The organism is Actinomadura geliboluensis (assembly GCF_043197915.1).
In the GTDB taxonomy this organism is placed as follows: domain Bacteria; phylum Actinomycetota; class Actinomycetes; order Streptosporangiales; family Streptosporangiaceae; genus Spirillospora; species Spirillospora geliboluensis.
This window is the reverse complement of record NZ_JBICUA010000002.1, coordinates 351,301-372,311: the sequence shown is the minus strand read 5'-3', so window position 1 is coordinate 372,311 and position 21,011 is coordinate 351,301. Positions and strand designations below refer to the sequence as shown.

Below are 21,011 nucleotides of genomic sequence, written 5' to 3'. Positions count from 1 at the left end.
GTGCGGGGCGGGGCCGCCCGTACGATGACGGGATGGCGACGACGGATACGGCCCCCGCTCCTGCCACCGCGTCCGGGCGCCGGACGTCCCCGCTGCGGGACTGGCTCGCGCCCGCGATCCCGGGCAGCGCGCTGCTGTCCTGGCTGGGCCCGCTGCTGGTGACGGCGCTCGCCGGGTTCCTGCGGTTCGACGGGCTGGGCTCGCCGAAGGCGGTGGTCTTCGACGAGACGTACTACGCCAAGGACGCGCTCGCCCTGCTGAAGTTCGGCTGGGAGCACAACACCGTCGAGAACGCCGACAAGATGCTGATCGCCGACCCGGACGCGCACATCTGGGCGAACGGGCCGGCGTTCGTCGCCCATCCGCCGTTCGGCAAGTGGATGATCGCCATCGGCGAGTGGATGTTCGGCGCGACGCCGTTCGGCTGGCGGTTCATGCCCGCGCTGGTCGGGACGCTGTCGGTGCTGATCCTGTGCCGGGTCGCCCGCCGGATGACGGGTTCGACGCTGCTCGGCTGCGCCGCCGGGCTGCTGCTCGCGCTGGACGGGCTCGCGTTCGTGACCAGCCGGGCCGCGCTGCTGGACGTCTTCGTGATGTTCTGGGTCCTCGCCGGGTTCGCGTGCCTGGTGAACGACCGGGACCGGTCCCGCCGCGTCCTCGCCGACCGGATCGGCCGCGGCGAGATCTCGGTGTACGGCCCGTTCCTCGCGCACGGATGGCGGTGGGCCGCCGGGATCTGCCTCGGCCTGGCCTGCGCCACCAAGTGGACGGGCGTCTTCTACGTGGCCGCGTTCGGGCTGATGGTCGTCCTGTGGGACTACGGCGCCCGCCGCGCGGCCGGGGTGCGCGCCCCGTTCACCGGGACGCTGCTGCTGGAGGCCGTCCCCGCGTTCGTGCAGCTCGTCGTGGTGGGCCTGGTGACCTACCTGGCGACCTGGTCGGGGTGGATCTTCAAGCCGGGCGGCTGGGGCCGCGGCGACGCGTCCGGAAGTGTGCTGTGGCGGCCGTTCGAGGCGATGCCGAAGCTGTGGGACTACCACTCGCAGATCCTCGGCTTCCACACGGGGCTGCACGCCAAGCACCCGTACCAGTCGTGGCCCTGGGACTGGCCGATCCTGCGCCGCCCGGTCGCGTTCTTCTACACAGAGCCGAAGGGCGGTTGCGGCGCGGCGCGCTGCTCGCGGGAGATCCTCGGGATCGGCACGCCCGCGCTGTGGTGGGGCGCGCTGGTCGCGCTGGTCGTCGTCGCGTTCCTCTGGCTGATCCTGCGGGACTGGCGGGCCGGCGCGATCCTGCTGGGCTTCCTCGCGGGCTGGGCGACCTGGTTCCCGTCGGCGTTCGCGGACCGGACGATGTTCCTGTTCTACGCGACGCCGCTGATCCCGTTCATGGTGCTGGCGGTGGTGCTGGTGCTCGGCTACCTGATCGGCCCGGCGCCGGCCTGGGCGGCGGGCGCGCACGCGGCCCGTCCCTGGGAGTCCGGCGGCTCCGTGCCCGACGTCCCCGCCGGGCCCTACGGGGACGACGCCTACGAGGACGGCGCCTACGGGGAGAGCGGGGCGTACGCGCCCGTCCCGGCCCAGGGGCCGGGGGTGCGGAGGCTGGTCGGCGCCGCCGCCGCGGGGGCGTTCCTGCTGGTGGTGCTGGCGAACTTCGCGTACTTCCACCCGATCCTGTCGGCGCAGACCCTTCCCTACGACGACTGGCACGAGCGGATCTGGTTCCAGTCCTGGGTGTGACCCCCGGTCCCGCCGGCGTCCCCAATCTCACCAGGCAGTACGGCTAGGCGGTGACGGCCGCGCTGCGGCCGGGGCGCAGGGTCCGGCCGCCGACCAGGAAGAGGGCCAGCGCGAGCGCGCCGCCCACGCCGGCGCCCGCGAACGCGCCGGGGACGCCCGCCGCGTCCTGCCCGACGCCGGCGACGAACGAGCCGAGCGACCCGCCCGCGCCGATCGCGGCGACGACCCAGGCGAACGCCTCGGTGACGGTCCCGGCGGGCGCGAGCCGGTCGACGAGCGCGAAGCTGCACGCCAGCACGGGGGCGAGGGAGACGCCGGACACGAACGCCAGCACCGACATGACCGGCAGGGACGGCGCGAGGACGAGCGGGACGTACCCGGCGGCGAGCGCGGCGAGCAGCCAGCGCAGCCGGCGGTGCGGCTCGCCCGGCCACGGCCGGGCGCCGTAGCCGATCCCGCCGGCGAGGGCGCCGCCCGCCATGCACGCCAGCAGCAGCCCGGAGGCGATGTCGCTGCCCTGCTCCTCGGCGTAGGCGACGACGGCGACGGCGTAGACGCCGAGCGCGATCCCGGCGAAGCCGAGCGACAGCAGCAGCACCCGCAGGCCCGGGGAGCGCAGCGGCCCGGCCCAGTCGGCGGCGCGCGGCGCGCTCCGCCACCGGCGGGACGGCCCGGACAGCGCGACGACGAGCGTCCCGGCGATGCCGAGCGCGCCGGTGAGCACCAGCGCGGCCTCGGTGTTCAGCGCCGCCGCCGCGACGACGAGCAGCGGCCCGACGGTGAAGAGGATCTCCTGGGCGGCGGCGTCGAGCGCGTAGGCGGCGTCGACCTGCTCCTGGCCGTCCAGGACGTCCGGCCAGAGGGCGCGCAGCCCGGCCTCCAGCGGCGGGGTGGCGAACCCGGCGAGGACGACGGCGGCGACGGCGACCGGCAGCGGGTGGGCGCCGACGAGGGCGAGGAGAACGAATCCGGCCGCGGCGGCGCAGGCGGCGGGGACCAGCACGGGCGGCTGGCCGTAGCGGTCCATGACGCGGCCGAGGACGGGCTGGCCGGCGGCGGTGGCGAGGCCGAACAGCGCGGCGAGCGTCCCGGCGAGCGGGTAGCCGCCGTCGTCCGCGCGGACGTGCAGCACGACCGCGAGCATGCCCATCCCGTTGGGCAGCCGGCCGAGCAGGGTCCCGCCGAGCAGCCGCGCCGCGTACGGCCTCCGCAGGAAGACGACATAGCCGCGCATTCGATGGCCCCCGGAGATCCCCGTCGTACGCACTCTCGTCATACGTATTACTGAACCCGTCATACGTACCACTTCCGGGGCCCTCGGCTCTAGTCTGTTTTCGTCCCAATGTCCGCACAGGGAGGACCGGGTGCCGGCCATCAGCCGTCCCACCAGCAAAGACGTGGCCCAGGAGGCCGGGGTCTCGCAGTCCACGGTCTCGCTCGTGCTGGGCGGCAAGTGGAGCGGGCGCGTCTCCCCCGCCACCGCGCGCAGCGTCCGGGACGCGGCCGAGCGGCTCGGCTACCGGCCGAACCAGGCGGCCCGGAACCTGCGGCTCGGCACCACCCGGACCGTCCTGCTGATGGTCCCGACCCTCACCGCGCCGTTCTTCGGCCCCGTCTACACGGGCGCGGCGCGGGTCGCCGCCCGGCACGGCTTCGGCGTGGTGGTGTCGACGTGGCCGGACGACGCGGAGGGCCCGGCGGACAGCCCGTTCGGGTCGGAGGAGGCGATCGACGGGGTGCTCGCGTCCTCGATGGCGGTGGACGCCCTCGGCCGGTTCGGCGAGACCCCCGCCGTCATGCTCGACAGCGGCCCCGACCCGCGGACCGGCGGCACCGTCCCCACGATCGACTTCGGCGTGGCGGACGGCATGCGCGCGATCGCCGGGCATCTCGCCGGCCTCGGCCACCGCAGGTTCGGGCACGTGGCAGCCGCCGTCGACCAATGGACGTTCCGCGCGCGCGCCGCCGCCCTGGCCGCCGTCGTCACGGGCCTCCCGGGCGGCGCCCTGCTGCGGGAGGAGTGCGCGATCGACGTCGCGTCCGCGAAGGACGCCGCGCTGCGGCTGCTGTCGGCCGCCGACCCGCCGACCGCGCTCGTCTGCGACGACGACCTGATCGCCGCGGGCGCCTACAAGGCGGCGCGGGCGCTCGGGCTGGACGTCCCGTCCGAGCTGTCGGTCACCGGGTTCGACGACGTGCTGCTGGCGACCGCGCTGGAGCCGGAGCTGACGACCGTGCGGCTGCCCGCCGAGGAGCTGGGCGCGCAGGGCATGGCCGCGCTGCTCGACCTGCTCGCGGGCCGCCGCCCCGCCGCCCGGGTGCTGCCGGGCGATCTCGTCGTGCGCGCGTCGACGGCCCCGCCCCGGGCCGGGTCGCGCGCGAAGGAGGTGTGAGCCGTGGGATCCCATCCGTCCGAGACCGACGTCGAGGGGCATCCGGAGAACCGGATCGGCAGCGCGCCGCCGAGGACGCGGGCGTGGCGCGGCGGCGAACTCGTGGCCGAGGGCTTCCCCGTCGGGGAGGTGAGCGAGTACCTGGCCCGCCCGGACGTCGTCGTGTGGCTCGACCTGTGCGCGCCGCGCCACGAGGACCTGCGCGTCATCAGCGACGAGCTCGGCCTCGACCACGTCGCCGTGGAGGACGCCGTCTCCCGGCACGAGCGCGCGAAGCTCGACCGGTACCGGGGCTACGCGTTCCTGAACGTCTACGTCCCGTACGTCGCCGGCGGGCACCTGACGCTGCACGAGCTGTCGGCGTTCGTCGCCCAGCGCGCCCTGGTCACCGTCCGGCAGGACCCCGATCTCGACGTCGACGCGCTCATCGCGCGGTGGGACGCGAGCCCGGACGCCGGCCTGGCCGAGCCGACCGCCGCGTTCCTGCTCTACGGGATGCTGGACCTCGTCGTCGACCTGCAGCTGGCCGCCGTGCAGGCGCTCGACGAGGAGGCCGACGCGGTCGAGGACCTGGTGTTCGCCGACGCGTTCCCGGTCAAGGAGATCCAGCGGCGCAGCTACGCGCTGCGCAAGAACCTCGCCGCGCTGCGGCGGATCGCGCTGCCGATGCGGGAGGTGCTGAACACGCTGCTGCGCCGCGACCTGCCGATCGTCCCGCCGCCGCTGGTCCCCTACTTCCAGGACGTCTACGACCACACGCTGCGCGTCGGCGAGTGGACCGACGGCCTGCGCGACCTGGTCGCCGACCTGCTCGACACCCGGCTGGCGCTGCAGAGCAACCGGATGAACGAGGTGATGAAGAAGGTCACCAGCTGGGCGGCGATCATCGCGGTGCCGACGGCCGTCACCGGGTTCTACGGGATGAACGTCCCCTACCCCGGCTTCTCGCAGCACGCGGGGTTCATCGCCAGCACCGCCGTGATCGTGGTCTGCAGCCTCATCCTCTACACGGTCTTCAAGCTCCGGGACTGGCTGTGACAGCGGACGAGCGGCCAGGTCAGGCCGCATCCATATGACGGCCGATATCGCTCGCCGACCAATATCAATATTGGACACCGGCTTCGCGCCTCTGGTCTGCTCACCGGCATGACGAAACACGCTCCCGTCTTCCGGGCGGTCGCCGCCGCCGTCCTCGCCGTGTCCGCCGCCGCAGGCTGCGGCGCGGACGCGGACCCGGCCGTCAAGAGCGCGGCACCGCAGAGCAACGCGTCCCGGACCGCCTCGCAGGCCGCCGTCCAGACCGCCGCGACGCAGGCGGAGGTGACGAAGCAGCTGACCCGCCTTGAGACGACCCGCCGCACGCGCATCGGCGCGTACGCGATCGACACCGGCAGCGGGCGGGCCGTGGGGCACCGGGCGGACGAGACGTTCCCGTTCGCGTCCACGTTCAAGGCGATGGCGTGCGGCGCCGTGCTGCGCAAGGCCCGGCAGAGCGCCCCGGGCCTGCTCGACAAGGTGATCCACTACACGAAGGACGACCTGCAGGAGTTCTCGCCGGTCACCGAGAAGCACGTGGACACCGGGATGACGGTCGCGGAGCTGTGCCACGCGACGATCACCCAGAGCGACAACACCGCCGGCAACCTCGTGCTGAAGGAGATCGGCGGGCCCGCCGGCCTCACCGCCTTCCTCCGCTCCCTCGGCGACACGGTCAGCCGCAGCGACCGCATCGAGCCCGGCCTGAACGACTGGAAGCCGGGCGAGAAGCGCGACACGACGGCGCCGCGCCCCTGGGCGAACGACCTGCGCGCGCTCACCGCGGGCGACGCGCTCGTCCCCGCCGACCGCGCGCGGCTGATCGACTGGCTGAAGGCGACGGTCACCGGGGACAAGCGGATCCGCGCCGGGCTGCCGAAGAGCTGGACGGTCGGCGACAAGACCGGCACGGGCGGCACCTACGGCAGCGCCAACGACATCGCGATCGCCTACCCGAAGCCCGGCGGCGCCCCGCTGATCATCGTGGTCACCACGACCCGGAAGGGCGCGGAGGCCGACGCCGACGAGAAGTCGATCGCGCTGACCGCCGGCATCCTGTCCCGCGCCCTGCGTCCGGCGGGCTAGCGGCACGATGCTCCCCGGCCGCGCGACCGCCCCCGCCTCCGCCTCCGCTCCCGCCTCTCCCGCCGCCCCGGTCAGGGCCGCGTCCCGTGACCGGCGGGTCATCGCGGTGCTCGCCGCCGTCCAGGTGGCGATCGGGCTCGGCTACTACGCGGTGTTCGGGCACGTCGTCGCCCATCTGCGGGACGGCGTGGGGCTCGCGGCCGGGACCATCGGGCTGGTGCTCGGCACCCGCCTGCTCGTCCAGTACTCGCTGCTGCTCCCGGTCGGCGCGCTGACCGACGCGCTCGGCGCACCGCGCACCGGGGTGCTGGCCTGCGTCGTCCGCGCCGCCGGGTTCGCCGTCTTCGGCACGGCCGACGGCCCCGTCGGGCTCTCCGCCGCCGCTGTCCTGGTGGGGGTCGGCGGGGCGCTGTACCACCCGGCCGCCCAGTCGCTGCTCGCCGGCCTGTCCCCCAGGCGCCGGCCTGGCGGTTTCGCGGTGTACCTGGTGAGCGGGCACATCTCCGCCGTACTCGGCCCGTCCGCCGGGCTGGCGCTGCTGGCGCTCGGTGGCTTCCCCCTGCTCGCGGCAGGTGCGGCGGCGGCCTGGTGCGCCGCCGCCGTCCTCTTCCCGCTACTGCCCGCACGGCACGCACAGCCCGCGGCGCGCGCCCCGAGGACGATGCTGCAGGGCATCCGCGCGGTGGCGCAGGACCGCGGTTTCGTCCGCTTCGCCGTGATCGTCGCGCCGTCCACGCTGCTCGTGACGGCGGCCGCCACGGTCGTGCCGCTGCGCGGGTTCGGCTCCGGCCGGACGACCGCGTTCCTCTGCCTGGCCGCCGCCGTGGTCGCCGCCGTCCAGCCGTGGTGCGCGTCCAGGGCGGGGCGGCCCGGCGTCCTGCGGGCCGGGCTGCTGCTCTCCGGCGCCGGCTTCCTCGCCCTCGTCCCGCTGGACGGGGACGCGGACGGCCCCTGGCAGGTCGCGGGGCTGCTCGGCGCGGCCGTGCTCACCGGGGCCGGGCAGGGGCTGATGCAGCCGCCGATCTTCCAGGCCGTCGCCCGGTACGCGCCGCCCGAGCAGGTGGGCGCCTACCTCGGGGCGTCGTCGTTCCTGGCCGGGATGACGGCGTTCGGCGGCGGCCTCGCCGTCGGCGCGCTGTTCGACCTCGGCTCCGGCGGCGCGGCGGCCGCGCTCGCCGGACTCGCCGTGCTCGGGTTCGGCGCCGCCGCCGCCCGCCCCCGGACGGCGCCGTGACCCCGGCCGCCGCGTCAGAGGGAGCGCAGGAACGTCGCGGCGATGGGCGCGGCCGCCTCGGCGCCGGTGCCGCCGTCCTCGACGATCACCGCGAACGCGACGTCCTTGCGGTAGCCGATGAACCAGGCGTGCGTGGGCGGGTTCTTCCCCTCGCCGAACTCGGCGGTGCCGGTCTTGCCGGCCGTGCCGGCCGGGAAGCCGACGCCGGACGCGGTGCCCTCGCTGACGACGGCGGGCATCAGGGCGTGCAGCGCCTTCTCGACGGCGGGCTCCAGCTTCTTCGGCCGCTCCGCCTTGCGGCCGCGCGCGTCGGCGGCCTGGCTCACCAGGGCCGCGTCGACCACCCGGGGCGACCGCCAGGTGCCGTCGGCCGCGGCGGCGGCGACGCTCGCCATGTTGAGCGGGCTGGTCAGCACCTGGCCCTGCCCGAACGACGCGGCCGCGAACGCGGTGTCGTCCTTGTTGGCGGGGAACGCGGCGCGGACGGAGGGCAGCCCGGAGACGATCGGGGCGTTGAACCCGAACTGGGCGGCGACCTCGGCGAGCCGCTTCTCGCCGAGCTTGTCGACCGCGAGCCGCGCGAACGTGGTGTTGCAGGAGTGCGCGAACGCCTCGCGGAACGGGACCGTCCCGAAGTCCTCGTGCTGGTAGTTGTGGAAGGACCGGCCGCCGACCGTCGTGGTGGCGGGGCAGCCGACCTTCGTGGACGGGGACACGCCGTCCGCGACGAGGGCGGCGGCGGTGACGACCTTGAACGTGGAGCCGGGCGGGTACTGGCCCATCAGCGCCCGGTTGTAGCCGCCGGGCTTGTTCGCCACGGCGAGGATCTCGCCGGTGGACGGGCGCAGCGCCACCATCGACGCCGGCTTGCTCGCGCCGGTCAGCGCCTTGCCCGCGGCGGCCTGGACCTTCGGGTCGATCGTCGTCTTGAGCGGCTGTCCCTCGGTGCCGCCGAACCGCTTCAGCGTCTTCACCGCGTTGCCGTCGGCGTCCACGATCTGGACGGCGAGCGCGGGCGTGCCGGCGAGCCGCCGCTCGTACTGCTTCTGCAGGCCGTCCGCGCCGACCGGGTCGCCCTTCTCGTAGGGCGCGCCGAACTGCTTGGCGGCCTCCGCCGACGCGGCGGCGACCGGCCCGGCGAGCTGCCGCGCCGACCCCGACGGCGAGGCGCTCAGGTCGCTGCCGTCCGCGGCGAGGACGGCAGCGCGGTCGGGCCAGGCGCGGGCGGCGCGCAGCCGCTGCCCCTCCGCGAGCTCCGGGTACAGCACCTTCGGCGACCACTGGACGAGCCATTTCCCGTCCCGCTCGACCATCGGCAGCGCGCCATCGTAGGTCCACTTCCGGTCGCCGGCGAGGGTCAGCTCGGCGGTGTAGGCGCCGCCGGCCTCGCCGCCGTCCGGGTCGCCCACCGAGGCGACGGTGAAGCGCTGCGCGGTGACGCCGAGCTCCTCGCGCATCTTGGTGAGCCGCTGCTCGAAGTCGGCGGGCGGCCCGTCGGTCAGCTTCCGCATCGCGGCGAGGTCGCCGCCGCTCCACGCCGCGAGGTAGCGTCCGGCGGTGTCCTCCGGGCCCTCTCCGTCGCGCAGGAACCACACCGCCCCCGCCCCCACGATCAGCACCGCCACCGCGATCGCGGCGGCGGTGAGCACACGGGATCGGCGCATCGTCGATCTCCCTTCCCCCTGGTATGGAGGCACAAGGACACCAGGCATCGCCCGGAAAGTCCAAGATTGATATCAATGTCACAGATATATCCGATTCGATATCATTCCTGGTCGTGAACCTCGTCGGGCATCTGCGGTGCTTCGTCGTCGTCGCCGAAGAACTCCACTTCGGGCACGCGGCGGAGCGGCTCGGCATGGCCCAGCCGCCGCTCAGCCAGCGGATCCAGCGGCTGGAAAGGGAGCTCGGGGTGCGCCTGTTCGACCGGTCCAGCCGGAAGGTGGAGCTGACCGCGCCCGGCCGGCTGCTGCTGGACGAGGCCCGTGACATCCTCACCCGCGTGGAACGCGTCTACTCCGTCGCCGAGCGCGCCCGGCTCGGCGAGGTCGGCGCCGTGCGCGCGGGCCTGCCGGGCGGCCTCGGCGGCCGGGTCGTCGCCGCGCTGATCGCCGCGTTCCGGGACCGCCGCCCCGACCTGCGGCTCGACCTGCGCGAGACGGGCACGGACGAGCAGGTGCGCGCGCTCGCCGACGGCACGCTGGACGCCGGGGTGGTGCGGCACCCGTGCGACTCCCGGGACCTGGAGCTCGGCCCGATGCTCGGGCAGCCGCTCGGCGTGCTGCTGCCCGCCGGCTCCGACCTCGCCGCCGCCCCGGAGGTGCACCTCGCCGACCTCGGCGGCCGCGACCTCGCCGTGGCGCCGCGCGAGGAGGCGCCCGGCGCGCACGACGAACTCCTCGCGGGCTGCCGCCGGCACGGGTACGCGCCCGCCGCCGTGCACGAGGCGCGCGACCCGGAGTTCGCGCTCGGCCTCGTGCTCGCGGGCACGGCCGTGGCGCTCGTCCCGCGCACCGGCGACGCCGCCGGGACGGTCTGGCGGCCGCTGGTGGGCGAGCCGCTGGCCTGGCGGACGTCCTGCGCGTGGCGGCGCGCCCGCGACCCCGAGCACGCCCGCGCGATCGCCGACTTCAGCGCGGTCGCGACCGCCGTCCTGCGCCGCGAGGCGGGCATGGCGCCGCTGGACGCGCCGCCCGTCCGCCGGGTCGTGCCCCGCCCGTCCTCCGGATTCCTGGCATGAGCGCGGCGCGCGGTGCGGGCGGGGCGGTCCGGCGGATCGAGGAGGAGTTCCGGTCGGCCGGGGTGACCGGGGTGCTGCACGTCGTCGACATCGACACCGGGCGGGAGGTCGCGATCGGCGCGGCCGAGCCGGTGGTGCTCGCGTCGGTGTTCAAGGTGCCGCTGCTGGTGGCGTTCCACCGGCTGGCCGCCGCGGGCGCCCTCGACCCGGCCGAGCAGGTCACGCTCCGCCCGCAGGACCGCACCGCCGGGCCGACCGGGGTGTCCGCCCTGCTGGACGAGGTGCGCATGTCGCTGCGCGACCTCACCTGCCTGATGATCACCGTGAGCGACAACGCCGCAGCCGACACCGTGCTGGACCGGGTCGGCGGCCGGGACGCGGTGAACGCGGCCGCCGCCGCGCTGGGGCTGCGCGACACGGTCGTCGAGGTCACCGGCCGCGAACTGCACGAGGGCCTGCTCGCCGACGCCGGCGCGGACACCTTCGCGGACGTGTGGGCGAAGCTGGACGACCCCGGCCTGCTCGGCCGCCTGCGCGCGCTGGACCCGGCCCGCACCAGCCGCAGCACGCCCCGCGACATGACCCGGCTGCTGTCGATGATCTGGCGGGACGAGGCCGCGCCCGCCGCGGACTGCGCGGCGATGCGGCGGCTGCTCGGGCTGCAGGTGTGGCCGCACCGGCTGTCGTCCGGTTTCCCCTACGACGACGTCGTGGTCAGCGGCAAGACCGGGACGCTGCTGACCGTCCGCAACGAGGTCGGCGCGGTCGAGTACCCCGACGGCGCCCGCTACGCCGTGGCGGTCTTCACACGGTCTCTGCTGCCGACCGCCGTGCTGCCGCGCGCGGACGCCGTGATCGGCACCACCGCGCGGCTGGCCATTGAGTTTCTCCGCCGGCCTTGACCCCGGGGTGCACTGGCCCCGGTGGAACGTGTTGCATCCGATACCTCGGAAGGGTCGGACTATTAAGCCACCACCGCTCCGGTAAACGTAGGCTGTACCCCGGTTTTGACTTCTTGGGGAGTGTTCTTTGCGGCTGCCGGAGCATCTGGAGCTACTGCTCACCGACGAGCCGGTGCTCGACGTCTACTCGCACGGTCCGTGGCGGGTCCCGGACGGGCTGTTCGAGGAGATCGCGGCGCGGATCGACGGGCTCGCGGCCGATCCGCGCGCGGTGGCGCTGACCACGGAGGAGCACAAGCTGCTCACGCTGCCGGCGTCGCTGGTCACCGCGGAGATCTTCGGCATGCTGGCGTTCCTGCCGGGCGGCGGCGCGATCAAGGCGGGGTCGTGGTCGCAGCTGCCGGAGCGGCTGCTGTACCGGCACCTGTCCGGGCCGGGGCCGCTCAGCACCCGGATGACGCGCTGGGACGCGCCCGGCGGCCGGTGGCGGCCGCCGGTGGACTGGCTGATCGAGGCCCCCGACCGGGGCCTCGCGATCGAGCTGGCGCGCGACTGCCTGTCGGTGCTGGAGGGCATCGAGCCGCTGGAGGAGCGCCGCAAGGCGCTGCTGCGGCTCTACGACGACCCGCCCGAGTGCGAGATCGGCCTGCCGAAGCAGGAGCTGCGCGAGCACTGGCACGCTCACGCCGGCGACGACATCGTCGCGGCGGTGCCGGAGCTGCTCGGCCCGGTCGGCTACCTGGAGTGGGTGTGCGCGGGGCTGCTCGCGGCCTTCGAGCGCGTGCTCGAGGCGGCGCCGCGGGACGAGAGCGTCGAGGTCCACCTGCTCCATCTGCTGCTGCAGGGCAGCATGGAGCACGTCCCGGCGGAGCTGGCGGTCGCGCTCGGCGAGGATCGGTACGGCGAGCTGCGGCAGCGGTTCGCCGCCGAGCGCCGCGGGTTCAAGGCGGGCGCGTGGCAGGAGCGGACGAGGGCGTGGCTGGCCGAGGCGCTGGTCGCGGGCGCGGCGGACGCGTGCCGCGGGTGGCTCGACATGGCGATGCGGTTCATCGCGACCGTGCAGGGGCTGCCGGGCGACCCGTGGTTCCCGAAGGCGGAGTGGATCCCGGTCGGCCAGTTCCAGACCGATCTGCGGCGGCTGTACGCGCCGCGCCGCCGGGTCGTGAACCCGCTGACCGAGACGCTGCGGAGCGTGCCGGGCGAGGGCGCCGGGGCCGCCGGGGCGGCGCGCGGTGCCCGGCCCGACATCGCGTCCGCGCTGGTCGAGCAGCCGGAGGCGGCGGCGGCGCTGGCGGAGCTGACCGGCGGCAGCGGCACCGGCGCGCCGGTCCGGCTCCTGCTGGCGGGCCCGGACGGCACCGGCAAGCGCGACGCCGCGCAGGAGCTCGGCCGGGCGCTCGCGCTCGGCCGCGACCCGCACTGGATCACCGAGAACCTGTTCGCGGGCCAGCGGCTGCCGGACGCCGTCGCCCGGCTGCACGCCGACGCCCGCGACTGCGCCGGCGACCGGCTGCTCGTCATCGACGGCCTGGACGGGATCGTCGCCGACCCCGGCAACGGGGAGGCGCTCGCCGCCGAGCTGCACCGGCTCCTCGCCGTCCACCCCGACCTGCACCTGGTGGCGCTGTGCGACGCGGGCGGGGAGGAGCGGATCCGGGAGATCAACCCGGTGCTGCCGCAGCTGTTCCGCGTCGCGCGGACGCGGCCGTTCACCGCGGACGGGCACGCCGAGCTGTTCCGCCGGGCGCTGGCCGCCCGCGGCGCCCGCGGCACCCGGCCGGCGGTCGCCGCGGCGGGCGCGCTGCTGGCCGCGACGCCGCCGATGCAGACGCTGCGCAACGCGCGGCTCGCGCCGCACCTCGCCGACCAGGTCGTCGCGGCGGCGCGGGCGCGGCAGGAGGCGGCGGGCACGGCGCCCGACGCCGAGATCGTCGTCCGCAAGCAGGACCTGCCCGCGGCGCTGGACACCGCGCGGGCCGCCGGGAACCCCCTCGCCGAGCTGAACGACCTCACCGGGCTCGACACCGTCAAGCACGAGATCGCGCTGCTCGTCGCCGGGACGCACGCGGCGCGGCTGCGCAGCGAGAACGGCCTGAAGATCACCCCGCCGACGCGGCACATGGTGTTCACCGGCAACCCCGGCACCGGCAAGACGATGGTCGCGCGGCTGCTCGGCCGGATCTACAAGCGGCTCGGCGTCCTGTCGTCCGGGCACCTGGTCGAGGCGTCCCGCGCGCACCTCGTCGGCGAGTACATCGGGCAGACCGCGCCCCGCACCCGCCGGCTGGTCGAGCGGGCGCTCGGCGGCGTGCTGTTCATCGACGAGGCGTACACGCTGACGCAGTCGCCGCTGAAGGGCGACTACGGGCACGAGGCGATCGCCGAGCTGGTGAAGCTGATGGAGGACCACCGCGAGGACCTCGTCGTGGTCGTCGCGGGCTACCAGCAGGAGATGGCGGAGTTCCTCGCCGCCAACCCCGGCCTGGACTCGCGGTTCCCCAAGCAGATCCACTTCCCCGACTACAGCGACGACGAGCTGATCACCGTGTTCGGGCAGCTCGCCGCCGCGGACGGGTTCGAGCTGGCGGCCGGCACCGAGGAGGTGCTGCGGGCGATGCTGCGCCGCGCGCCGCGCGGTCCGTCGTTCGGCAACGGGCGGCTGATGCGCAACATGCTGGACGTCGCCGTCGCCAACCAGGCCGACCGTGTCGCGTCCGCCGCCGTGCACGCCAGGAAGGCCGTGCAGGGCGCGAAGGCGGGCGGCGAGGAGGGCGGCGAGCCGCCGGCGGCGCCCTCGAAGGAGGACCTGGTGACCCTCACCGCCGACGACCTGCCCCCGCTCCTCGACCACCCGGAGGAGTTCTTCGGGCTCTACCTGTAGCGGCGGGTCAGCCGCGGGCGAGGCGCTCGGCGGCGCGGAACAGCACGTCCTCCGCGCCGCGCCGGGTGACGAGCTGCACGCCGGCGGGCAGACCGCCCACGGTCCCGGCGGGGACGGTCAGCGCGGGCAGTCCCAGCACGTTCCACGGCGAGGTGAGGCTGACCAGCAGCGCCGTCAGCGGGCCGAACTCGCACTCGGTCGCGCCGATCTTCGGGGCGGTGATCGGCATGGTCGGCATCGCGAGCAGGTCGTAGCGGTCCAGCAGCGCCGCGATCTCCGCGGCGTACCGGTCCCGCTCGCGCAGCGCGCGGACGAGCCGCCAGCCCGGCATGCGGCCCGCCTCCTCCAGCCGGCCGCGCGTCACCGGCAGGTACCGGTCGGGGGCGGCGGCGATCCGCTCGGCGTGCACGTCGTACGCCTCGCTGAACTCGATCGCGAGGAACACCTCGCGCAGCCCGGCGAAGTCGAGCGGCTCGGCCGGGGCGTCCGGGACCAGGGCCCGGACGGTCCGCACCACCTCGGGGTCGGCGGCGGGCGGCTCGATCCAGGCGGCGCGCCCGAGCGGTTCGCCTGCGCCTTCGGCGCCGTCCCGCGCAAGGGGGCCGCCGGTCAGGGCCTCGTAGGCGAGCAGGCAGTCGGCGGCGGTCCCGGCGAGGACGCCCACATGGTCCAGGGAGGGCGACAGCGGGAACACGCCGCCGGCCGGGACGGCGCCGTGCGCGGGCTTGAACCCGGCGACCCCGCAGAACGCGGACGGGATGCGCACCGACCCGCCGGTGTCGGTGCCGAGGGCGAGCGGGACCGTGCCGGCCGCGACGGCGGCGGCGCTGCCGCTGCTGGAGCCGCCCGACATCCGCTCCCGGTCGCGCGGGTTGCGGACCGGGCCGCTCGCCGACACGTCGCCGGTGGCGCCGAACGCGAACTCCTGCGTCCCCGTCTTCCCGACGATCACGGCGCCGGCGTCCCGCAGCGCCGCAACGCAGGCCGCGTCCGCCTCGGCGACGTGCCCGGCGAAGTGCGCGGACCCCATCCCGGTCGGCAGCCCGGCGACATCGATGATGTCCTTCACCGCGACGGGGATCCCGTGCAGCGGGCCCCGGTCGGTGCCGGACGCCAGCTCCTCGTCCGCCTTCCGGGCCGCGGCCGCGGCGCCCTCGGGGTCCAGGTGCGCGAACGCGTTCAGGTCGGGATCGACCGAGTCGAGGGCGCCCGCGACGAGGTCCCGCGCCGTCTCCGTCCCGGACCGCAGCCCCCGCCCGAGGTCCGCCAGCGTCCGCCCGGTGAAGAACCCGCCCATACCGCCTCCTACCTGATCAGCCGTCCCGCACTGCCTAGCACACCGGGGCCCGCGCGGGACAAGCCGAGCCACCCTTCGTAGCGGTCTGTCCGCAATTGGTCGCTCTGCGTGAGCCATTTGTCGCAGCCCTCCTACCGCCGGCCGACCGCACGCCCCGACCCGTGAACCTACGGACGAGTACGAGGCAGGCTTCAACACGCCCAGGAGACGCCTCCACCGGTTCGCTGGGGGGCGGGGCGGAGCCCGCGCGGGCACCGCCTCTGTAACCGGTCGCGTCCACCCTGATACCGCGGCGCCTCCGGTGCGCGGACGCCGAGCCGTCCGCCACCGGGGGCGCCGGCGGCACTCCGGGACCTTGGGCCCTGGGCGCGCCATCCCCCGCGTGATGGGGTTTCCGTGACGGTTCAGCCCGCCGATGCGGGGGACGTGATCCCCCTGAGACGGGACCGACAGCGGAGGGACGCGCCATGGCCGAGTCCGTGATGTCCGACGACGAGGTACGGGCGATCGATGCGTACTGGAGAGCCGCGAACTACCTGTCCGTCGGGCAGATCTACCTGCTCGCGAACCCGCTGCTGCGCGAGCCGCTCGCGCGACGGCACATCAAGCCGCGGCTGCTCGGGCACTGGGGCACCTCCCCCGGCCTGAACTTCTGCTACGCGCACCTCAACCGCGCCATCCGGGCGCGCGACCTCGACATGATCTACATCATGGGGCCGGGGCACGGCGGGCCGGCGGCGGTCGCGAACGCGTGGCTGGAGGGCACCTACAGCGAGGTGTACCCGGACGTCTCGCGGGACGGCGAGGGGATGCGGCGGCTGTTCCGCCAGTTCTCCTTCCCCGGCGGCATCCCGTCCCACGTGGCGCCGGAGACGCCGGGCTCCATCCACGAGGGCGGCGAGCTGGGGTACTCGCTCGCGCACGCGTTCGGCGCGGCGTTCGACAACCCGGACCTCGTCGTCACGTGCATCATCGGGGACGGCGAGGCCGAGACCGGGCCGCTCGCGGCGAGCTGGCACTCCAACAAGTTCCTGGACCCGGTGCGCGACGGCGCCGTCCTGCCGATCCTGCACCTCAACGGCTACAAGATCGCGAACCCGACGGTGCTGGCGCGGATCCCCGAGGAGGAGCTCGTCCAGCTGCTGGACGGGTACGGGTACCGGCCGCTGCTCGTCAGCGGCGACGAGCCGGCGTCCATGCACCGCAAGATGGCCGCCGCGCTCGACCAGGCCCTCGACGAGATCGCCGCGATCCAGCGCGGCGCGCGGGAGGGGCGCACGTCGCAGCGGCGCCGCTGGCCGATGATCGTGCTGCGCTCCCCGAAGGGCTGGACGGGCCCGAAGGAGGTGGACGGCCTCCCCGTCGAGGGCACGTGGCGCTCCCACCAGGTCCCGCTCGCGGGCGTGTGCGACAACCCCGAGCACCTGGCGCAGCTGGAGGAGTGGCTGCTCTCGTACCGCCCGGACGAGCTGTTCGACGCCGACGGCCGCCCGGTCGAGGCGCTGCGGGCCCTCGCCCCCGAGGGCGGGCGGCGGATGAGCGCCAACCCGCACGCCAACGGCGGCCTGCTGCTGAAGCCGCTCGCCCTGCCCGACTTCCGGGACTACGCCGTGCCCGTCGACAAGCCCGGCACGACGACCACCGAACCGACCCGGACGCTCGGCACCTGGCTGCGCGACGTCGTCAAGGCCAACCCGTCCAACTTCCGGATCATGGGGGCGGACGAGACGGCGTCCAACCGGCTCGGGGACGTGTTCCAGGCGACCGACCGCGTCTTCGAGGGCGAGCGGCTCCCGACCGACGAGCACCAGGCGCCGTCCGGGCAGGTCATGGAGGTGCTGAGCGAGCACCTGTGCCAGGGCTGGCTGGAGGGCTACCTGCTCACCGGGCGGCACGGGCTGTTCAACAGCTACGAGGCGTTCGTCCACATCGTCGACTCGATGTTCAACCAGCACGCGAAGTGGCTGAAGGTGACCCGGCACCTGCCGTGGCGGCGGCCGATCGCGTCGCTGAACTACCTGCTGTCGTCGCACGTGTGGCGGCAGGACCACAACGGCTTCACCCACCAGGACCCCGGCTTCCTCGACGTCGTCATGAACAAGAAGCCGGAGATCGTCCGGGTGTACCTGCCGCCGGACGCGAACACGCTGCTGTCGGTCGGCGACCACTGCCTGCGCTCCCGCGACTACGTCAACGTGGTCGTCGCGGGGAAGCAGCCCGCGCTGAACTGGCTGCCGATGGACGCCGCGATCGCGCACTGCACCCGCGGCATCGGCATCTGGGAGTGGGCCTCCACGGACGGCGGCGAGGACCCGGACGTCGTGCTGGCCTGCGCGGGCGACATCCCCACCCTGGAGACGCTCGCCGCCGTCGACATGCTCCGCCGCCTCTTCCCCGACCTGCGCGTCCGGGTGGTGAACGTCGTGGACCTCATGCGGCTGCAACCGCCCAGCGAGCACCCGCACGGGATGCCGGACCGCGACTACGACGCCCTGTTCACCACCGACAAGCCCGTCATCTTCGCCTTCCACGGCTACCCGTACCTCGTCCACCGGCTCACCTACCGCCGCGCCGGGCACCCCAACCTGCACGTCCGCGGCTACAAGGAGGAGGGGACGACGACCACGCCGTTCGACATGGTCATGCTGAACGACCTCGACCGGTACCACCTGGTCATGGACGTCATCGACCGCGTCCCGTCCCTCGGCGGGCGGGTCGCGCACGTCCGGCAGCGGATGGCCGACCAGCGGCTCGCGATGCGCGCCTACACGCGCGAGCACGGCGAGGACGCGCCGGAGGTCCGCGACTGGACCTGGCCGTACTAGGGAGGGCCATCCGATGCGCGTCCTCACGGTCAACCCCGGGTCGAGCAGCCTGAAGGTGAGCCTGCTCGACGCCGGCGACACCGTCCTCGCCGAGGACTCCGGCGCCGGCCACGAGATGGCGGGCCTGGTCGCGGACATGCCGCGCCCCGACGCGATCGGCGTCCGGTTCGTCCACGGCGGCACCGACTACACCGAGCCCGTCCGCGTCGACGCCGCCGTCACCGAGCGCCTGCACGCCCTCGCGGACCTGGCCCCGCTGCACCAGCCCGCGTCCCTGCACGCGCTCTCCGAGATCACCGAGGCGCTGCCGGGCGTCCCGGCCGTGGCCTGCTTCGACACCGCGTTCCACGCGACGATGCCGGACGCCGCCGCGACGTACGCGCTCCCCGCCGACTGGCGCGAGCGGTTCGGGCTGCGCCGCTACGGCTTCCACGGCCTGTCGTTCTCCTACGCCGCCCGCAGGACGGCCGGGATGCTCGGCGCCGTCCCGCCCCGGGCGGTGATCTGCCACCTCGGCTCCGGCGCGTCCCTGTGCGCCGTCGCCGAGGGCCGCTCGATCGACACCACGATGGGGTTCACGCCCCTCGAAGGGCTGGTCATGGCGTCCCGCGCGGGCAGCATCGACCCCGGCATCCCGCTGTGGCTGATCAAGCACGGCCTCGACCCCGCCGACGTCAACCGTGCCCTGGAACGCGACTCCGGCCTGCGCGGCCTCACCGGCACCGGCGACATGCGGCGCGTCCGCGAACTGGCCGAGGCGCGCGACGTGAACGCCCTGGCCGCCCTCGACGTCTACCACCACCGCCTGCGCGCCTGCGCCGCCGCCATGACCGCGTCCCTCGGCGGCCTGGACGCCCTCGTCTTCACCGGCGGCGTCGGCGAGCACGACCCGTCCGTCCGGATGCGCCTCGCCGAGGACCTCGCCCACCTCGGCGTCTCCATCGACCCCGGCCGCAACGCGGCCGCGGACGGCGACACCGACGTCACCGCGCCCGGCGCCGCCGTCCGCACCCTGGTGATCGAGGCCCGCGAAGACCTGGAGATAGCCGCCGGCGTCCGCTCCGCTATGGAGGCCCGTCCTCGGGAGTGAGACCGTGCCGGAGGGCGTAGATCACGGCGGCGGCACGGTCGCGGAGGGCGAGCTTGGTGAAGATGCTGCCCACGTGGGTCTTGACCGTCCCCTCGGCGATGCCGAGCCGGGCCGCGATCTCCGGGTTGGTCGCGCCGGCGCCGATGAGGGCGAGGACCTGGCGTTCGCGGATCGACAGCGCGCCGGGCGGCGCCGGACGCGGGCGGACGGTGCTCCGGTAGGCGTCCAGGACGTGCGGCGTGATCGCCGGGTCGAGCCAGCCCTTCCCCGCCGCGACGGCGCGGACCGCCTGGATGATCTCCTCGCCGGGGGCGTCCTTCAGCACGAACCCGGCGGCGCCCGCCGCGAGCGCGGCGGCGACGACCTCGGAGTCGTCGAACATGGTGAGGACGAGCACGGGCGGCGCGCCGGGCCGGGACCGCAGCAGCCGGGTCGCCTCGGCGCCGTCCACGCGCTTCATCCGGATGTCCATCAGGACGACGTCCGGGGCGCAGCGGGCGACGGCCCGCCCGACCTCGTCGCCGTCCGCGCACTCGCCGACGATCTTCAGGCCGGGTTCGCCGTCGAAGATGCGCGCCAGCCCCGCGCGGACGAGCTGCTGGTCGTCGACGAGCAGCAGCCCGGTCACCGCGCCGCCCCGGTGAGCGGGATGGCGGCGTGGACCGTCCAGCCGGCGCCGTCGGGCCCGGCGCGCAGCGCGCCGCCGAGGGCGGTGACCCGCTCGCGCATCCCGACCAGCCCGAGCCCGCCGGCGGACGGCCTCCCACGCGCCGGTCCCCGGTCGGTCACCGTCACCTCGGCGACGCCGCCGCCGACCGCCACGGTGACGTCGGCCGCCGCGCTGGGCGCGTGCCGGGCGGTGTTGGACAGGGCCTCCTGCACGACCCGGAAGAGCGCGAGCCCGACCGCCGGGTCCGGCGCGCCGAGGTCGCCCCGGGTGGTGAGCTCGACCGGGAGGCCGCCGGACCGCAGGTCGGCGACCAGGGCGCCGATGTCCTCGGCGGTGGGCGGGGCGGGCATGAGCCGGGCGGCGGAGTCGGAGTCGCGGAGCAGCACCAGTCCCCGGTGGACGTCCCGGACGCTCTGCCGCCCGACCCGTTCGGCCTCCGCCAGCGCCCCGGCGGCGGCCTCCGCGTCGCCCCTGCCGGTGGCGAGGCGGGCGGCCGTGATGTTCAGCATGACCACGCCGAGCCCGTGCCCGACCAGGTCGTGCACCTCGCGGGCGATCCTCCTGCGTTCCTCGGCCACGGCCTCCCCGGCGAGCCTGAGCCGCGCCTCGTACAGCATCCCGTGGATCCGGAACGCCGAGCCGAGCACCATGAACCCGACGCCCCACATGATCCAGGTCGGCCAGAGCGGCAGCCCGCCCGCCAGCGCGTGCCGGGCGGGCGCGAACGCCAGGGCCATCGGAACCGCCCAGGCCAGGTCGCGGCCCCGCGCGAGCACGATGAGATGGATCCAGATCGGCGCGGCGGCGACGGCCAGGGCCCCGTCGGCGTAGCTGCCCTCGGCGAACGGGAACGGCCGGAACCCGTCCGATCCGGCGTCCGGCGCCGACACGATGACGAGCAGCAGCAACGGCGCGAGCACGGGGACCGCGTTCACCGGGGGCTTCCAGGGGCGCACCGCCTGCCAGGCCCACAGTGCGGCATACTCGGCGATCAGGGCGGTCCGGACGGACGGCTCCGGGGCGAGCGCGATCGCGAGCAGGGCCCAGAACGCCCCCACCAGAGCGAGCAGCCGCAGCAGCGGCCAGGGCGGGGTCGTCCAGCGCATGGGCAGATCCTAA

15 protein-coding genes are annotated in these 21,011 nt (G+C 75.1%); 10 read left to right on the top strand and 5 right to left on the bottom strand.

Annotated elements, in window-relative coordinates; translation table 11 throughout:
- The first annotated feature begins 32 nt into the window (after window positions 1-32).
- On the top strand, window positions 33-1,739 hold the full coding sequence (locus ACGFI1_RS07285; protein WP_386872817.1) for a dolichyl-phosphate-mannose--protein mannosyltransferase: 1,707 nt from the start codon (window positions 33-35) through the stop codon (window positions 1,737-1,739).
- A 43-nt stretch (window positions 1,740-1,782) separates the two neighbouring features.
- On the opposite strand, the gene ACGFI1_RS07280 is transcribed toward ACGFI1_RS07285, so the two are convergent.
- Window positions 1,783-3,015 carry an MFS transporter gene (locus tag ACGFI1_RS07280; RefSeq protein WP_240808363.1) on the bottom strand — a complete coding sequence of 411 codons (1,233 nt, stop codon included), beginning with the start codon at window positions 3,013-3,015 and terminating at the stop codon, window positions 1,783-1,785.
- An 88-nt stretch (window positions 3,016-3,103) separates the two neighbouring features.
- On the opposite strand from ACGFI1_RS07280, the gene ACGFI1_RS07275 reads away from it, so the two are divergent.
- From ACGFI1_RS07275 to ACGFI1_RS07260, 4 genes are all read left to right on the top strand, one after another.
- Window positions 3,104-4,132 (top strand): LacI family DNA-binding transcriptional regulator, encoded by a 1,029-nt coding sequence (locus ACGFI1_RS07275; protein WP_301177183.1) that lies wholly within the window; start codon window positions 3,104-3,106, stop codon window positions 4,130-4,132.
- Window positions 4,133-4,135: 3 nt separating this feature from the next.
- A complete protein-coding gene (locus tag ACGFI1_RS07270; protein WP_386872821.1) occupies window positions 4,136-5,170 on the top strand; it encodes a magnesium transporter CorA family protein in 1,035 nt (344 codons plus the stop codon).
- A gap of 108 nt (window positions 5,171-5,278) precedes the next feature.
- Entirely contained in the window at window positions 5,279-6,253 is a 975-nt protein-coding gene (gene bla, locus ACGFI1_RS07265; protein WP_392783923.1) for a class A beta-lactamase, read from the top strand.
- 7 nt (window positions 6,254-6,260) lie between these two features.
- Window positions 6,261-7,487 (top strand): MFS transporter, encoded by a 1,227-nt coding sequence (locus ACGFI1_RS07260; protein WP_392783921.1) that lies wholly within the window; start codon window positions 6,261-6,263, stop codon window positions 7,485-7,487.
- 14 nt (window positions 7,488-7,501) lie between these two features.
- On the opposite strand, the gene ACGFI1_RS07255 is transcribed toward ACGFI1_RS07260, so the two are convergent.
- Window positions 7,502-9,151, bottom strand: coding sequence for a penicillin-binding transpeptidase domain-containing protein (locus tag ACGFI1_RS07255; protein WP_392783919.1), 1,650 nt, complete (start codon window positions 9,149-9,151; stop codon window positions 7,502-7,504).
- Between the two features lie 113 nt (window positions 9,152-9,264).
- Between ACGFI1_RS07255 and ACGFI1_RS07250 the strand changes: the two genes are divergently transcribed.
- From ACGFI1_RS07250 to ACGFI1_RS07240, 3 genes are all read left to right on the top strand, one after another.
- Complete coding sequence (locus ACGFI1_RS07250; protein WP_138638406.1) at window positions 9,265-10,227, top strand: LysR family transcriptional regulator; 963 nt, start codon at window positions 9,265-9,267, stop codon at window positions 10,225-10,227.
- Complete coding sequence (locus ACGFI1_RS07245; protein WP_392733019.1) at window positions 10,224-11,129, top strand: serine hydrolase; 906 nt, start codon at window positions 10,224-10,226, stop codon at window positions 11,127-11,129. Before ACGFI1_RS07250 ends, ACGFI1_RS07245 begins: the two co-directional genes overlap by 4 nt.
- A gap of 127 nt (window positions 11,130-11,256) precedes the next feature.
- Window positions 11,257-14,010, top strand: a complete 2,754-nt coding sequence (locus ACGFI1_RS07240) for an AAA family ATPase (RefSeq protein WP_392783917.1) — start codon at window positions 11,257-11,259, stop codon at window positions 14,008-14,010.
- A 7-nt stretch (window positions 14,011-14,017) separates the two neighbouring features.
- Here ACGFI1_RS07240 and ACGFI1_RS07235 read toward each other — a convergent pair whose 3' ends face one another.
- Entirely contained in the window at window positions 14,018-15,307 is a 1,290-nt protein-coding gene (locus ACGFI1_RS07235; RefSeq protein ID WP_392783915.1) for an amidase, read from the bottom strand.
- Between the two features lie 467 nt (window positions 15,308-15,774).
- Here ACGFI1_RS07235 and ACGFI1_RS07230 point away from each other — a divergent pair, with 467 nt between their 5' ends.
- Together ACGFI1_RS07230 and ACGFI1_RS07225 are read left to right on the top strand one after the other, a co-directional pair.
- Window positions 15,775-18,132: a phosphoketolase family protein gene (locus ACGFI1_RS07230; protein ID WP_392783913.1), complete on the top strand. Its 2,358-nt coding sequence runs from the start codon at window positions 15,775-15,777 to the stop codon at window positions 18,130-18,132.
- A gap of 13 nt (window positions 18,133-18,145) precedes the next feature.
- A complete protein-coding gene (locus tag ACGFI1_RS07225) occupies window positions 18,146-19,222 on the top strand; it encodes an acetate/propionate family kinase (RefSeq protein WP_392783911.1) in 1,077 nt (358 codons plus the stop codon).
- Here the strand turns inward: ACGFI1_RS07225 and ACGFI1_RS07220 are convergent.
- Together ACGFI1_RS07220 and ACGFI1_RS07215 are read right to left on the bottom strand one after the other, a co-directional pair.
- A complete protein-coding gene (locus tag ACGFI1_RS07220) occupies window positions 19,197-19,850 on the bottom strand; it encodes a response regulator (protein WP_392783909.1) in 654 nt (217 codons plus the stop codon). The genes ACGFI1_RS07225 and ACGFI1_RS07220 overlap by 26 nt on opposite strands.
- Window positions 19,847-20,998, bottom strand: a complete 1,152-nt coding sequence (locus tag ACGFI1_RS07215; protein WP_392783907.1) for a sensor histidine kinase — start codon at window positions 20,996-20,998, stop codon at window positions 19,847-19,849. The genes ACGFI1_RS07220 and ACGFI1_RS07215 overlap by 4 nt, the downstream gene beginning before the upstream one ends.
- Window positions 20,999-21,011 lie beyond the last annotated feature (13 nt).